Origin of the sequence: Phycicoccus sp. Root563, from assembly GCF_001427915.1 — a bacterium.
Lineage (GTDB): Bacteria > Actinomycetota > Actinomycetes > Actinomycetales > Dermatophilaceae > Pedococcus.
The window spans coordinates 1,775,694-1,790,337 of record NZ_LMGM01000001.1 but is presented as its reverse complement, the minus strand read 5'-3'; the positions used below and the strand labels follow the sequence as shown (position 1 = coordinate 1,790,337).

Genomic DNA, 14,644 nt, shown 5'->3' with positions numbered 1-14,644 from the left:
CATCTGGTGCACTGGGCCGATTTCGGTCGTTCGGACCTGGGTAATGCGGCGTTGCTGTGCGGGGGCACCACACGATCGTTCACTCCCGTCGCCTGGCCGGACAGGTCGTGCGCGACCCCGGCGGCAGGACCAGCGGCGGTGGTGGTGGGGGTGAACGGGTGGAGTGGGACCTGACGTTGGGCAGCTACGACCAGCTCCTGGCCCGCCGGGCTGCGCAGGAACGAGCGTGACCCCGCCCCACACCCGCCCCCGACGGCGGGGTCGAAGGGCATGCCCGTCACCAACGAGGTGAGCGCCGTCCGCTCGCCGTCCCGAGCGGACGGCGCTCGAGTCCTGTGATGCCGCCGCGCCGCGAGGACGTCCCCGGGAGAGACTGGAGGCATGCCCCGTCACCCCTTGCCGTCCAAACCCTGCGCCCGATGCGGTCGAACCATCACCTGGCGCAAGGTCTGGGCTCGCGACTGGGAGTCCGTGCGCTGGTGCTCGGACAACTGCCGCAAGCACGGCGTCGGCGATGTCGACCGGAAGCTCGAGGCCTCTTTGGAGTCCCTCCTGGACGGCCGCTCGACCAGTGCCTCGGTGTGCCCGTCGGAGGCGGCCCGCGCCGTCGGTGCCGACGACTGGTCCGAGCTGATGGAGCCGGCGCGGATGGCCGCCCGACGACTGGTGGCGGCGGGGCGGGCCGAGATCACCCAAGGCGGACACGTCGTCGATCCCAGCAGGTTCAAGGGCCCGATCCGGGTGCGCCGACCACGCTGAGGGCGCCTGACCGCGCAGCGCCACAGGTCACCTGACCGACGGACGCCGGTCGGAGGCATCCGCTCACCGGGCCGTCCGGTGGACGCACTCCGGGCGCGGAGCCGTGGACGTGGCACGCGTCGGCGACACCGCGCGGTGCCGGCAGGCTCAGCCCACGCTGAGGCTGAGGGCGATGCCGGCGGCGAGCAGCACGGCATACACGATCTCGAAGATGCCGGTCGACGCGAGGACGGGCACGAGGTCGCGCCCGGTGGCCCCGGCCAGCAGCCCACGCATCGGGCGCGCGACCACGACCAACGAGAGCAGGGCGATCAGCGCGAACACCTGCTGGGTGCTGATGAGCACGACCATGACGACGGCGACGACGACCAGCGCGACGTAGAGCATGCGGGTGCCGCGGTCCCCGAGGCGCACGGCCAGGGTGAGCTTGCCGCTCTCGCGGTCGGTGGGGATGTCGCGCAGGTTGTTGGCGACGAGGATCGCCGAAGCGATCGCGCCCACGCCGACGGCCCCGTAGACGCCGAGCGCGGTGATCTCGTGCGCCTGCGTGTAGAGCGTGCCGAGGGTGGCCATCAGGCCGAAGAAGAGGAACACGTAGAGCTCGCCGAGACCTCGGTAGCCGTAGGGGTTGTCACCGCCGGTGTACTTCCAGGCCGCGATCACCGCGAGGGCACCCAGGGGGATCATGATCCAGGTCTGGCTGATGGCGACGAGCGCGAGGCCCACGAGCGCCGCCGCCCCGAAGAACGCGAACGCCATGAGCTTGACGTTCTGCGGATCGGCCTTGTGCTGACCGACCAGCCGGATGGGCCCCACCCGGTCGGCGTCGGTGCCGCGGATGCCGTCGGAGTAGTCGTTGGCGTAGTTGACGCCGACCTGCAGCCCGAGCGAGACGAGCACGGCCAGCAGCCCGAGGCCGAGGTTCGCCTCGTCCAAGGGGGCTGCGGCGGCGGTGCCGACCACGACGGGGGCGACGGCGGCGGGGAGGGTGCGCGGGCGCGCACCGGCGATCCACTGGGACAGGGTGGCCATTCGGTGTGTGTTCTCGCTTGCCGGTGGGTTGCTGGGTGGGGTCTGGGTGGTCTTGGCGCGGGTTCAGCGCCGCAGTGCTGGGTGCAGGAGCCGGGCCGGGTATGGCGCGGGCTGCTCGGGCGCTCCCGTCAGGACCGCTGCTCAGAGCCTACGGAGGAAGTCCGGGTCGTCATCGGGGCCACGCGGAGGACGAGTCTGCGGTCTCGGGCCCTGGCCCTGTCCGGGGGTGGACCTCGGCGGTCGGCCGGCGACGAGCCAGGCGATCGGGCCGACGAGGGGGAACAACAGCACCAACAGGATCCACAGCAGCTTGGGCAGGTTGCGGACCCGGGACTCGTCGGTCTGGATGCAGTCCACGACGGCATAGACGGTCAGGGCGACCGTCGCGAGCCAGGGGAGCAGCCGGAGCATGTCCCCATCGTGTCATGGCCGGGTGTGGAACAAGGCAGCGATCCCCGCACGGTCCGGTTTGCCGGGGCCACGCAGGGGCAGCTGCTCGAGGACGACGAGGCGCCGGGGAAGGGCGTGGTCGGCGAGGCCACCCCGCAAGGCGTCCCGCAGCTGCACGACCGAGGGGTGGCGCACGCCAGGCGCGACGACGACGGCGGCCGCGACGACCTGCCCCCACTCGGGGTCCTCCAGACCGAGCACCACGGCCTCGGCGATGTCGGGCAGGGAGGTCAGGGCCTCTTCGACGACCCGTGGGGAGATCTTCATCGCGCCGGTGGTGATGACGTCGTCGATGCGGCCATCGACGTGCCAGCGGTCGGTCTCGGGGTCACGGTGGCCGAGGTCGTCCGTGCGGAACCAGCGGACCCCTTCGTCGTCGGTGACGAAGGCCTCGGCGGTGAGGTCAGAACGGCCGAGGTAGCCGCTGGCCAGGGTGTCGCCGCCGAGGTGGACGCGTCCTTCCTCGTCGGTGCGGATCGCGGTGGTGGCCAGGGGCGTCCCGTCGTAGACGCAACCACCACAGGTCTCGCTCATGCCGTAGGTCGTGACGACGGTGGCGCCCGCTTCCCGGGCGCGGACGAGCAGGGCGGGCGATGTCGCGGCTCCCCCGACGAGGACGGCGTCGAACCCGGCCAGGGCTCGGGTGGCTCCCGCGTCGTCGAGCACCCGGAGGAGCTGGGTCGGGACGAGGGCGGTGTAGCGCCGGTCGCCGTCGAAGGAGTCCGCCGCCGCCGCGAAGGCGGCTGCGGTGAACCCGTCGGACAGGTCGACGAACCCCGGCTCGGTGCCCGCGGCGACGCAGCGCAGCAGCACCTGGACCCCGGCGATGTGGTGCGGCGGCATCGCGAGCAGCCACGAGCCGGTGCCGCCGAGGCGTTCATGGGTGGCCCGGGCGCTGGCTGCCAGAGCCGTCGCCGGGAGCATGGCCAGCTTGGGGCTCCCGGTCGACCCCGAGGTGCCCACGACCAGGGCGGTGCCTTCGTCGGGGACTGCACCGGTGGGGACGGGAACGGGGTCCCCTCCCGCGGCATACGGGAGGACGGCGAACTCGCCTCCCACGGCGTCGCGCAGCACCGGAAGGGCGTGCGCGGCCGCTGGTCCTGCGGCGATGGGAAGTGGGCGCAGGGACGTCACGAGGTCAGGCTAGACCCGCGCTGGACGGCGGCACCCGGCGGCGGGACGATGGCTGCGGGAGGTGCCATGGACGCGGACTTCGCGGCATACCTGGAGCGCGTGCGGCACCACCGTGCCGAGCTGCGCGACTCGGTCGCGGCGGTCGACGAGGCGTTGGCCTCCCCGATCGCGAGGGGCGGCGCGTGGCGCGAAAGGGTGCGGGCTGCCCTGGCCGAGCTGGCGCACGACTTCCGGGACCACGTCGACCTCACCGAGCGACCCGGAGGGCTCTACGCCTCGGTCCGGCGCGACTCGCCCCGGCTCACGGGACGGGTGGAACGGCTGCTGCGGGAGCACGAGCGGTACCGCGAGGACATCGACGCCTACCTCGCCGTCCTCGAGCACGGGGGGACGATGGCGGACCTGCCGGTGTTCCGGGAGGAGGTCACCACGCTGATGGGGCAGCTGGTGCGGCACCGGCAGAAGGGCGCCGACCTCGTCTACGAGGCGTACGACGTCGACCTCGGCGGTTCCGGCTGAGGCCCGCCCCGGTCAGGGCGTCGGCTCACCCCGACCAGGGCGCCACCCCGACCAGGCGGCCACCCCGATCAAGGGGCGACCCCGATCATGGAGCGTTGGCTCAGAAGTACCAGGGGTAGGGGGACCAGTCGGGGTCGCGCTTCTCGAGGAACTGGTCGCGGCCCTCGACGGCCTCGTCCGTCATGTAGGCGAGCCGGGTCGCCTCCCCGGCGAACACCTGCTGGCCCATCAACCCGTCGTCGAGCAGGTTGAACGCGAACTTGAGCATGCGCTGCGCCTGCGGGCTCTTGCCCATGATCTCGCGGGCCGCCTGGAGGGCCTCGGCCTCGAGGGTGGCGTGGTCGGCGACGATGTTCACGGCGCCCATCCGCTGCATGTCCTCGGCGGTGTAGGTCCGACCGAGGAAGAAGATCTCGCGGGCGAACTTCTGGCCGACCATCTTCGCGAGGTAGGCGCTGCCGTAGCCGCCGTCGAACGAGCCCACGTCGGCGTCGGTCTGCTTGAACCTCGCGTGCTCCCGGCTGGCGATCGTGAGGTCGCAGACCACGTGCAGCGAGTGGCCGCCACCGGCCGCCCAGCCGGGGACGACGGCGATGACGACTTTGGGCATCGTGCGGATCAGGCGCTGCACCTCGAGGATGTGCAGCCGTCCGCCCTCGGCCTTGACCCGGCGGTCGTCCACCCCCGCAGCCGTGTCGTCGGAGTCGTCCTTGGCGTACTGGTAGCCGGAGCGGCCTCGGATGCGCTGGTCGCCGCCGGAGCAGAACGCCCACTTGCCCTCCGCGCCGGTGCCAGCGGGGCCGGGGCCGTTGCCGGTGATGAGGACGACGCCGACGTCGGGGGTGCGGCGCGCGTGGTCGAGCGCCTGGTAGAGCTCGTCGACGGTGTGCGGCCGGAACGCGTTGAGCACCTCGGGCCGGTCGAACGCGATCCGCACCGCACCCAGGCCGTTGGCTCGGTGGTACGTGATGTCGGTGAAGGCGAAGCCGTCGACCGGCTCCCACGCGCTCGGGTCGAAGGTCTCGCTGACGGTCGGCTGCTCGCTCACGCCGCGAGGCTACCCGCGCGGGCCTTCCGCGAGCGGGGCAGGGACGACGCGGGGCGCCCCACCCATCGGGTGGGGCGCCCCCTGGAGCAGGGGGACGGCGTCAGGCGGCGAGGGCTTTCTCGATGTCCTTGGTCAGGTTGCTCGGTTCGGTGGTGGGGGAGAAACGCTTGATGACCTGGCCGTCGCGGCCGACGAGGAACTTGGCGAAGTTCCACTTGATCTTCTTGCCGAGCAGGCCACCCTTCTCCGACTTGAGCCAGTCGTAGAGGGGGTGGGCGTCGTCGCCGTTGACGTCGACCTTGGCGAACATCGGGAACGTGACCCCGTAGTTGCGCTCGCAGAACGACCCGATCTGCTCCTCGGTGTTGGGCTCCTGGCCACCGAACTGGTTGCAGGGGAACCCGAGGACCACGAGGCCCTGGTCGGCGTAGGTGCGGTAGAGCTCCTCGAGGCCGCCGAGCTGTGGCGTGAAGCCGCACTGGCTGGCGGTGTTGACGACGAGGACGACCTTGCCCGCGTACGCGGACAGGTCCTGGTCGGATCCCTCGAGGGTGGTGGCGGCGAAGTCGGACAACGTAGGCATGTCCGACACGCTACGTGCCCCCGGGGACCACTGCCCGCGATGGACCGTTATGTCCGTTTCCGGATAGCGTGGGGCGCTCCTTGTCAGCGCCGACACCGGAGTGACCCATGGCCAGTGCCACCGACACGACCACCTCGACCACGACCGGCGGGCGCAGGCCCGGCTGGAGCCTCGTCGGCCCGGGGCTGGTGGTCGCCGCCACGGGCGTGGGTGCCGCCGACCTCGTCGCGACCCTCATCGCCGGCAGCAAGTACGGCTACGCCCTGCTCTGGACCGTGGTCGTCGGCTGCATCATGAAGGTCGTCCTCGTCGAGGGCGCCGGCCGGTACTCCCTCGCGACCGGCCGCACGATCTACCAGGGCTGGTCCACGCTCGGCCGCTGGACGACTTGTTACTTCGGGCCGTACATCGTCATCTGGGGCTTCGTCTACGGCGCCGCGGCGATGGCCGGCACGGGACTGCCGCTGCACTCGCTCATGCCGTTCCTCCCGGTGGCGGTGTGGGGCATCCTCTCCGGGCTGCTCGGGCTCGTCCTCGTCTGGTGGGGCCGCTACGCGTTGTTCGAGAAGGTCTGCGCGGCCCTGGTCGGCATCATGTTCGTGACGATGGTCGGGGCCGCGATCCTGACCCTGCCCAACCTGCCCGAGCTCGCCGCAGGCCTGGTCCCCCTCATCCCGGACGGTGCCCTCGTCAACGTCCTGTCGGTGGCCGGAGGCGTCGGCGGCACGATCACCCTGGCCGCCTACGGCTACTGGATCCGGGAGAAGGGCTGGACCACGCCCGGCCACATGCGCGTCATGCGGATCGACAACGGCGTCGCCTACGTCGTGACCGGCATCTTCGTCGTCTCGACCCTGATCGTCGGTGCCGAGCTGCTCTACTCCGCCAACATCGCCATCAAGACCGGTGACGAGGGCCTGCTCAACCTCTCCGACGTCCTGGCCGCCCGGTACGGCTCGTGGGCGGGCAGCGTGTTCCTCGTCGGCTTCTGGGCAGCGGCGATGTCCTCGCTCGTCGGGGTCTGGAATGGCGTCTCGATGATGTTCGCCGACTTCGTGGGCCACGTGCGAGGGCTCCGCGAGAACCACCCGGACGTCCGGCTCGGCGGCAAGTGGTACCGCGCCTACATCCTCTGGCTGACCTTCCCGCCGATGCTCATGATGTTCCTCGGCAAGCCCGTCTACCTGATCCTCGCGTACGGCGTGCTGGGTGCGTTCTTCATGCCGTTCCTGTCGATCACGTTGCTGTGGCTGCTCAACACCGACCGGGTGCCGCGCGAGTGGCGCAACAAGCTGCCGTCCAACATCGCCATGGTGCTGTGCGCGGCGGCCTTCATCGCGCTCGCCGCCAACGAGGTGCAGAAGGCCGTCCGGGCCGCCTGAGGTTCACCGTCGGCCGGGAGAGCGGTTGGATGGGCGGGTGAGCGACCACCCCGCCGGCCCGGACGTGCCCCCGCTCGGCGACCTCCTCGCCGACCTGCGCGTGGTCTCGATCCCGATGCGGGTCCGCTTCCGCGGCGTCGAGCTGCGCGAGGCCGCCCTGCTGCGTGGTCCGTCGGGTTGGGGTGAGTTCTCGCCCTTCCTCGAGTACCAGCCGCCCGAGGCCTCACGGTGGCTGGCCGCCGCGGTCGAGGCGGCGTATGGCGCGTGGCCGGACCCGCTCCGAGAGCGCGTCCCCGTCAACGCGACGGTCCCGGCGGTGGCAGCTGACCGGGTCGGCGAGGTCCTGGCGCGGTTCGACGGGGCGACGACGGCGAAGGTGAAGGTGGCCGAGCGCGGCCAGTCGGTGCAGGACGACGTCGACCGGGTGGCGGCCGTGCGCGACGCGCTGGGTCGGGCGGGGCGCATCCGCGTCGACGCCAACGGCGGGTGGACCGTCGAGGAGGCGACCGAGGCGCTCCGACGGCTGGCGCCCCACGGGTTGGAGTACGCGGAGCAGCCCTGCGCCACCGTGGAGGAGCTGCGGGAGCTGCGACTGGTCCTGGCGCGCAACGGGATCGACGTCCTCGTCGCGGCCGACGAGTCGATCCGCAAGGCCGAGGACCCGATCCGGGTGGCCCGGCTGGAGGCGGCGGACCTGGTCGTCGTCAAGGTCGCCCCGCTCGGCGGCGTGCGCCGAGCCCTGGCGGTGGTGGAGGCCTGCGGCCTGCCCGCGGTCGTCTCGTCGGCCCTGGACACCTCCGTGGGGATGTCGGCGGGGGTGGCGCTCGCGGCGGCCCTGCCCGACCTGCCGTACGCCTGCGGCCTGGGCACGGTCGCACTGCTCGACGGCGACGTCACGGCCCCGTCCCTCCTGCCGGCAGGGGGCGCCCTGCCCGTGGGCCGGGTCGAGGCGGACGACGCCCTGCTGGACCGGTGGAAGGCTCCCGCCGACCGCATCGCGTGGTGGCGCGAGCGCGTCACCGCATGCCACGCCCTGCTCGGCGGCGCTACGGTCGACCCGTGAACGTCATCTTCGTCGAGCCCGGGTTCCCCGCCAACCAGCGCCGGTTCGCCCTCGCGCTCGCGTCGGTCGGTGCCAACGTCATCGGCATCGGCGAGTCGGAGGAGTGGCAGCTCGACGACGAGCTCCGCGACGCGCTGACCGGCTACTACCGCGTGGGGTCGGTGACGAGCCTGCACGAGATGACCGAGGCGGTGCGCTTCATCCAGACCAAGGTCTGGGTCGACCGGCTCGAGGCCACGGTCGAGGCCCACACGATGACGGCTGCGCACGTGCGCGAGGCCACCGGGATCCCCGGTACCTCCGTCCGCACGACCTGGCTGTGCCGCGACAAGCCCTCGATGAAGCAGGCGCTCCGCGAGGCCGGGGTGCCGACGGCGGCCTCCCGAGGGGTCGACCACGCCCACGAGGTGTGGGCCTTCGCCGAGGAGCACGGCTACCCGCTCATCCTCAAGCCGCGCGACGGCGCCGGGGCCAAGGACACCACCCGGGTCGACGACGACGCGCAGCTGGCGCGGGCCCTGGTGGACTTCGGCAGCCACGGCGCCGAGTCGATCGCCGTCGAGGAGTTCGTCGAGGGCCACGAGGGCTTCTACGACACCATCACCAGCGACGGCCGGATCGTCCACGACTGGACCACGCACTACTACCCCAACGTCCTCGAGGCGATGCGCACGCGCTGGATCTCGCCGCAGTTCGTCACCACCAACCGGGTGGCCGACTCCGACTTCTACCGCGAGGTCGCCGACATGGGCCAACGCGTCATCACGGCCCTCGGGATCGGGACGTCGGCGACCCACATGGAGTGGTTCCACGGTCCCAAGGGCCTGAAGTTCTCCGAGATCGGCTGTCGCCCGCCGGGGGTGGGCTGCTGGGACCTCTACTCCGCCAGCAACGACGTCGACGTCTACCGCGAGTGGGCGCACGTGATCGTGCACGGCGTCCCCGAGCGGCAGATGCTGCGCCCCTACTCCGCAGGCATCGTCGCGCTGCGGCCCGACGCCGACGGCCAGATCCGGGGCTACAGCGGCATCGACGACGTGCAGGCACGGTACGGCGAGTGGGTCATCGACGCCCACTTCCCCCCGGAGGGCCACCACACCCAGGCGGTCGAGGCCGGCTACATGGCGAACGCCTACGTCCGCATGCGCCACCCCGACTACGACACCCTGCGGGCCATGCTCGACGACGTCGGCAGCTCGATCCACGTGTACGCCGGCTAGTCACGAAATCCCTTGATGCGCACCATCCTGCTCGGACCCCAGCGGTTCATGACCACGGCCGGCACAGCCCTGCGCTCGCTCGGCGTCGACGGTCCCGTGGCGACCGTCAACGCCGGGTGGGAGGAGCGCGAGGACGTCGTCGACGAGCTCGACACGGTGCTCGAGGGGCGGGCGACCCACCTGCGGCTCTACCACCGGACGTTCGACGTCATCGCCAAGGACGAGGTCTTCGCCGCCGCCGCCCTCACCTTCCGCGACCACCACGACGCGCTCCTGTCGCTCTACCGGCTGCGCCTCCAGCACGCCATGGAGGGCGTGCACGCCGTGGTCCGACGCACCCGCGACGGGGAGTCCCGCACGTGGGGCGCGCAGGCGGCATACGGGGCGGTCGACGACGCCATCGAGGGCGTGCGCCACGTGGATGCCTGGTATGCCGCGCAGCTCAAGAACCTCTACGCCGACCTCGACGCCGCGGCTCCCCTGGACTCCAGCGGGGTCATCGCATGGCACCGCGGCGAGATCGAGGCGGCCCTCGCCGACAGTGCCGCGCTCGTCCTGACCGGCGGGCACGTCGGCACGTTGCTGCGAGCGTTGCGGTTGTTCGCGATCCGCATCCCCGACTCGATGCCGGTGATCGCCTGGTCGGCCGGGGCCATGGCCCTGACCGAGCGGGTGGTGCTGTTCCACGAGTTCGGGCCGGAGGGCGCGACCGAGGCCGAGGTCTACGACCGGGGGCTCGGACGGGTCAAGGGGGTCGTGGCGCTGCCGCACGCCCGGCGCCGCCTGCGGCTGGACGACAAGGACCGCTGCGCCGTGATGGCCCGACGCTTCACCGATGCGCACTGCGTGCTGCTCGACGACGGGACGGCCCTCGAGCTCACGCCCGACGGCGGGCTGCCCAAGGGGGCACGGATCCTCGGTGTCGACGGTGCCGTGCACGAGCTGGGGGCGACCGCGTGAACGAGCGAAGGCTGGCCGTGAACCGGCTCAGGGAACGGCTACCCGTCGACGGTGCCGCCATCGACCGCTTCCTCGCCCGGCACCCCTCGCCGGTCATCGAGGGGGAGCGGGCGACGTTCCTGTTCCGCGGGGACGCCGACGAGGTGCGGGTGCGGCACCGCGTCGTCGGGCTCCCCGACCCGCTGCCGATGCGGCGCCTGCCCGACACCGACCTGTGGGCGGCGACGACCGTGCTGCCGAGCGGGTCCCGGGTGGAGTACCAGCTCGAGACGCGACGCGGCGACCACTACGAGACCTTCAACGACCCGCTCAACCCCAAGGTCGCGCACTCGCCGATGGGGTCGAGCTCGGTCTGCGCGGCGACGGGGTACGAGGTGCCCGACTGGGTGCACCACGACCCCGAGGCGCGCCAGGGCGAGATCGTCGAGGACGTGTTGCGGTCCAAGGCACTTCGCCGCGAGCAGGAGGTCAAGCTCTACCTGCCGGCGCGGTACAACACCGCCCTGCGCTACCCCCTCCTCGTCGTCCACGACGGCAACGACTACCTCGACTACGCGGCGATGAAGACGGTGCTGGACAACCTCATCCACCGCCTCGACGTCGCACCGGTCGTCGTCGCGTTCGTGCCGCCGCGCGACCGGCTCAAGGAGTACCCCAACCACGCGCCGCACGCCCGGTTCATCGCGCGCGAGCTCGTGCCCCGCCTGGCCGAGCGCCTCTCCCTGCTCGACGACCCGCAGGGCCGTGCGCTGATGGGGTCCAGCTTCGGCGGGATCGCGTCCCTGTCGACGGCCGTGCGGTACCCGGGCGAGTTCGGGTCGCTGTTCCTGCAGTCCGCGTCGATGGTCTTCACCGACATCGGGACCGACCACGGCGGTGGCCCCTACTTCGACCCGGTGGTGAAGTTCGTCAACCGCTACCGGGAGAAGCCGACCCGCCCGGTCGAGCGGATCTTCATGTCCTGCGGCACGTACGAGCCGCTCATCACGCCGAACCGCTCCATGGTCCCGGTGTTCCGTGGCGCCGGGATGACCGTGAAGTACGTCGAGGCCCGCGACGGGCACAACTGGGAGGACTGGCGCGACCGGCTGCGCGACGGCCTGTCGTGGATCTTCCCCGGCCCGCAGAAGTTCGTGTACGAGTGAAGCCGGCGACGCCGGGTACCCGCAGCACCAGGAGGAGGCACACGTGAAGGTCAGCGAACGCTGGTGGTCCGACCGGATGGGGCAGGAGCTGTCCCTGGTCCGGTGGGGGCACTACGGCGTGCCGGTCCTGCTCTTCCCCACCGCGGGCGGTGACGCCGAGGAGGTCGAGCGCAACCACCTCGTCGGCCGGCTCGCACCGATGATCGACGCGGGGCGGATCAAGGTCTACTCCTGCGACAGCGCCGCAGGACGGGCGATGGCGCAGAAGGCGGGTTCCGCGGAGTTTCGGATGTGGTTGTTCAACGCCTACCACCAGGCCGTCGCCGAAGAGGTCGTCCCCGCGATCCACGCGGACAGCAACGGACCCCAGCCGATCGTCACCGCCGGTGCCTCCATCGGGGCGTTCAACGCGGTGGCGATGGTGTGCCGCTACCCCCACCTCTTCAGCGCGGCCATCGGCATGAGCGGCACGTACGCGATCGAGCAGTTCATCGGTGGCCCCGGCACCGACGACCTCTGCTTCTCCTCGCCGCTGCAGTTCGTGCCCGGCCTCGAGGGCGATGCGCTCGAGACGTTGCGGCACCGGTTCGTCCTGCTGGCCTCGGGCAGCGGTGACTACGAGGACGTGGGCGAGTCCTGGGCAGTCGCCAAGGTGTTGGGGGACAAGGGGATTCCCAACCGGGTGGACGACTGGGGTCCCGGCTACATGCACGACTGGCCGACCTGGTGGGAGATGCTGCCCCTCTACCTCGACGACCTGGTCCCGTGACGCTTTCGGCCGGCGCCTCCGAGGCATCGTCCCTCGCCGAGCTCCTCGCGGCCGCTGTCCAGGCCGGTATGGCGCGTGGGCGCGACGACCTTGAGCGGCTGGTCGCGCTGCGTTCGGTGGCGAACCCGGCGATCGAGCCGGCGTCGGAGTGCGCGGCCTCGGCAGCCCTCGTGGCGTCCCTCCTCACCGAGGTGGGTGTGGAGGGTGTCGAGCAGGTCGAGGCCCCGGACGGCTCCGTCGCCGTGGTGGGTCGGTCCCCGGGGCCGGCAGACGCCCCGTGCGCCCTGCTCTACTCCCACCACGACGTCGTCCCCGTCGGCGACCTCGACGCGTGGTCGACCCCGCCGTGGGAGCTGACCGAACGTGACGGCCGCTGGTTCGGTCGAGGGTCGGCGGACTGCAAGGGCAACCTCGTCGCCACGTTGGTCGCCCTGCGGGCCGTCCGTTCGGTGCTCGGGATGTGGCCCGTCGAGGTCGCCGTCGTCTGCGAGGGCTCCGAGGAGCAGTCCAGCGGCGGCATGGAGGCCTTGGCCAGGGCCCACCCGGAGCTGGTGCGCTGCGACGCGTTCGTGCTCGCCGACACCGGCAACGTCGAGCTCGGGGTGCCGACCCTGACCACGTCGCTGCGCGGCACCGGCAGCGTCCTCATGACGGTGCGCACCATGGCTCATCCCGCTCACTCGGGCATGTACGGAGGTGCCGCCCCGGACGCGCTGCAGGCCCTGCTGACCGCCCTGGCCTCCCTGCGGGACGCCGACGGAGAGACGACCATCGACGGCCTCGACCACGACGGCACCTGGGAGGGCGCGGAGTTCGACGAGGCGCGGTTCGCGCGGGACGCCGCGGTGGTGCCCGAGGTGGCACCCCTGTCGGGGGGACGCGGAGGCGCGGGGATCGCCGACCGGCTGTGGGCCAGGCCGGCTGCCACGGTGCTGGCGATCGACTGCCCACCCGTCGCGCAGGTGACGGCCGCCGTGCAGGGGCAGGCCACCGCGGTGGTCAACCTGCGGGTGCCTGCGGGGACCGATCCCCGCGCCGCGCAGGAGCTGCTCATCACGCACCTGCGGGCCCACACGCCATACGGGCAGGTGGAGATCCGGCCCGTCTCTCTCGGGCAGGGGTTCCGCGCCCGCACGGACGGACCCGCGTACGCCGCGATGGTCAGGGCGATGGAGCGCGCCTTCGGGCGCGAGGTCGTCACCGCCGGGCAGGGTGGCTCGATCCCGCTCGCGACCGCGCTGGCCGACATCGTGCCCGACGCGGAGGTCATGCTGCTCGGGGTCGAGGAGCCGGCCTCACGCATCCACGGCCCGGACGAGAGCGTGCACCCCGACGAGCTGCGGCGCACCGCCCTGGCGCAGGCGCTGTTCCTCGTGGAGCTGGCCGGGCTCGACCCCTCGGCTGCGCCCTGACCGTGGAGGTCACGTGGGCGTGGGTGTTCCTCGACCTGCCGCAGGCCGGGTTCGACGAGCAGCTCGGGTTCTGGCAGCAGGTGACCCGCTCGACGCTCTCGCCGTGGCGGGGTGGCCGCGGTGAGTTCGCGACGCTCCTGCCGGCCGAGGGCGACCCGTGGGTCAAGGTCCAGCGGGCCGGTGGAGCGGGTGGGGTGCATGTCGACCTCGAGGTCGACGACGTGCACGAGGCGGCCGGCCGGGCCCGCGACCTCGGTGCGGTCGTGCTGGACGACCTCGGCACGTTGGTCGTCTGCCGCTCGCCCGGCGGTTTCGCCTTCTGCCTCGTCGCGGCCGCTGCCCAGCCGCGGGTCCAGGTCCGTTCCGGTCAGCCGAGCCTGGTCGACCAGGTCTGCCTTGACGTCCCCACCGACCGGTATGCCGCCGAGCTGGCGTTCTGGACCGACCTGACCGGATGGGCGGCACCGGGGACCGAACCGGGGGAGTCCGGCCTGCTGCCGTTGACCCGGCCCGACGGCCTGTCCCTGCGCCTGCTCACCCAACGGCTCGGACAGCCCGACGGCACGGTCACGGCTCACCTCGACCTCGCCTGCGCGGATCGGGTGGCCGTGACAGGCGAGCACGAGGACCTCGGTGCCCGGGTCGCGTCGGTCCACGAGCGCTGGACCGTGCTGCTGGCCCCCGGCGGTGCCCGCTACTGCCTGACCGACCGCGACCCCGACACCGGTCTGCTCGCCTGAACCTCCCGTCCACACCCGGCCGTCCACACCCGGCCGTCCACACCCGGGCGGGACCGGGCGGGGCATCCACAGGGTCGTGGTCCTGCGCTGGAGAGCGGTCGCCACCGGCGCGACGGTGGACCCATGGTGGGAAGCAGCGAGGACGTGCGGGTGGTCGCGCGCCAGGTGCGGCGGGATGCCGAGCGGGTGCGGCACGTGGCGGCCCGCGTCGGGGCGACGAGGGGAGTGGCCTGGCGGTCCGCCGCGGCGACGAGGTTCCGGGAGGTGGTGACGGACCGGGTCGTCGGCCTGGGCCGGGCGGTCGGTGGTCTGGAGTCCGCCGCGGACGCCCTGGAGTCGCACGCGCTGGCGCTCGACCGCGCCCGGGACGCGCTCCGCGCGTTGCTGGGCGAGGTGCCCGGACCGGGCGGTCGCCGGTGAGCCCCGGT

16 protein-coding genes are annotated in these 14,644 nt (G+C 72.2%); 11 read left to right on the top strand and 5 right to left on the bottom strand.

Features of this window, described 5'->3' with window-relative positions; all coding sequences use genetic code 11:
- Positions 1–381 precede the first annotated feature (381 nt).
- Positions 382–759, top strand: a complete 378-nt coding sequence (locus ASD62_RS08505) for a DUF2256 and DUF3253 domain-containing protein (RefSeq protein WP_056915587.1) — start codon at positions 382–384, stop codon at positions 757–759.
- 147 nt (positions 760–906) lie between these two features.
- Here ASD62_RS08505 and ASD62_RS08500 read toward each other — a convergent pair whose 3' ends face one another.
- From ASD62_RS08500 to menE, 3 genes are all read right to left on the bottom strand, one after another.
- The gene (locus ASD62_RS08500; RefSeq protein ID WP_056915586.1) at positions 907–1,791 is read right to left on the bottom strand and encodes a 1,4-dihydroxy-2-naphthoate polyprenyltransferase; all 885 of its coding nucleotides are present in this window, start codon (positions 1,789–1,791) and stop codon (positions 907–909) included.
- A gap of 141 nt (positions 1,792–1,932) precedes the next feature.
- A complete protein-coding gene (locus ASD62_RS08495) occupies positions 1,933–2,202 on the bottom strand; it encodes a PLDc N-terminal domain-containing protein (RefSeq protein ID WP_056915585.1) in 270 nt (89 codons plus the stop codon).
- 12 nt (positions 2,203–2,214) lie between these two features.
- The gene (menE, locus tag ASD62_RS08490; RefSeq protein ID WP_056915584.1) at positions 2,215–3,375 is read right to left on the bottom strand and encodes an o-succinylbenzoate--CoA ligase; all 1,161 of its coding nucleotides are present in this window, start codon (positions 3,373–3,375) and stop codon (positions 2,215–2,217) included.
- A gap of 66 nt (positions 3,376–3,441) precedes the next feature.
- Here menE and ASD62_RS08485 point away from each other — a divergent pair, with 66 nt between their 5' ends.
- Positions 3,442–3,894, top strand: a complete 453-nt coding sequence (locus tag ASD62_RS08485) for a hemerythrin domain-containing protein (RefSeq protein ID WP_056915583.1) — start codon at positions 3,442–3,444, stop codon at positions 3,892–3,894.
- A 100-nt stretch (positions 3,895–3,994) separates the two neighbouring features.
- Here the strand turns inward: ASD62_RS08485 and ASD62_RS08480 are convergent, their stop codons facing one another.
- Together ASD62_RS08480 and ASD62_RS08475 are read right to left on the bottom strand one after the other, a co-directional pair.
- Positions 3,995–4,942: a 1,4-dihydroxy-2-naphthoyl-CoA synthase gene (locus ASD62_RS08480; RefSeq protein ID WP_056915582.1), complete on the bottom strand. Its 948-nt coding sequence runs from the start codon at positions 4,940–4,942 to the stop codon at positions 3,995–3,997.
- Positions 4,943–5,042: 100 nt separating this feature from the next.
- A complete protein-coding gene (locus tag ASD62_RS08475) occupies positions 5,043–5,525 on the bottom strand; it encodes a glutathione peroxidase (protein WP_056915581.1) in 483 nt (160 codons plus the stop codon).
- A gap of 107 nt (positions 5,526–5,632) precedes the next feature.
- Here ASD62_RS08475 and ASD62_RS08470 point away from each other — a divergent pair, with 107 nt between their 5' ends.
- The 9 genes from ASD62_RS08470 (at position 5,633) to ASD62_RS08430 (ending at position 14,636) form a co-directional block, all read left to right on the top strand.
- Complete coding sequence (locus ASD62_RS08470) at positions 5,633–6,907, top strand: Nramp family divalent metal transporter (RefSeq protein ID WP_056915580.1); 1,275 nt, start codon at positions 5,633–5,635, stop codon at positions 6,905–6,907.
- 37 nt (positions 6,908–6,944) lie between these two features.
- Positions 6,945–7,970 carry an o-succinylbenzoate synthase gene (locus ASD62_RS08465; RefSeq protein WP_056915579.1) on the top strand — a complete coding sequence of 342 codons (1,026 nt, stop codon included), beginning with the start codon at positions 6,945–6,947 and terminating at the stop codon, positions 7,968–7,970.
- On the top strand, positions 7,967–9,190 hold the full coding sequence (locus tag ASD62_RS08460) for an acetyl-CoA carboxylase biotin carboxylase subunit family protein (protein WP_056915578.1): 1,224 nt from the start codon (positions 7,967–7,969) through the stop codon (positions 9,188–9,190). The genes ASD62_RS08465 and ASD62_RS08460 overlap by 4 nt, the downstream gene beginning before the upstream one ends.
- A 15-nt stretch (positions 9,191–9,205) precedes the next feature.
- Entirely contained in the window at positions 9,206–10,150 is a 945-nt protein-coding gene (locus ASD62_RS20080; RefSeq protein ID WP_056915577.1) for a Type 1 glutamine amidotransferase-like domain-containing protein, read from the top strand.
- On the top strand, positions 10,147–11,295 hold the full coding sequence (locus tag ASD62_RS08450) for an alpha/beta hydrolase-fold protein (protein ID WP_056915576.1): 1,149 nt from the start codon (positions 10,147–10,149) through the stop codon (positions 11,293–11,295). Before ASD62_RS20080 ends, ASD62_RS08450 begins: the two co-directional genes overlap by 4 nt.
- A 43-nt stretch (positions 11,296–11,338) precedes the next feature.
- Positions 11,339–12,064, top strand: a complete 726-nt coding sequence (locus tag ASD62_RS08445; RefSeq protein WP_056915575.1) for an esterase family protein — start codon at positions 11,339–11,341, stop codon at positions 12,062–12,064.
- Positions 12,061–13,476: a M20/M25/M40 family metallo-hydrolase gene (locus ASD62_RS08440; protein WP_056915574.1), complete on the top strand. Its 1,416-nt coding sequence runs from the start codon at positions 12,061–12,063 to the stop codon at positions 13,474–13,476. The genes ASD62_RS08445 and ASD62_RS08440 overlap by 4 nt, the downstream gene beginning before the upstream one ends.
- A 2-nt stretch (positions 13,477–13,478) precedes the next feature.
- Positions 13,479–14,216 (top strand): VOC family protein, encoded by a 738-nt coding sequence (locus ASD62_RS08435; protein WP_082580638.1) that lies wholly within the window; start codon positions 13,479–13,481, stop codon positions 14,214–14,216.
- A 123-nt stretch (positions 14,217–14,339) separates the two neighbouring features.
- Positions 14,340–14,636, top strand: a complete 297-nt coding sequence (locus ASD62_RS08430) for a hypothetical protein (protein WP_056915573.1) — start codon at positions 14,340–14,342, stop codon at positions 14,634–14,636.
- Positions 14,637–14,644 lie beyond the last annotated feature (8 nt).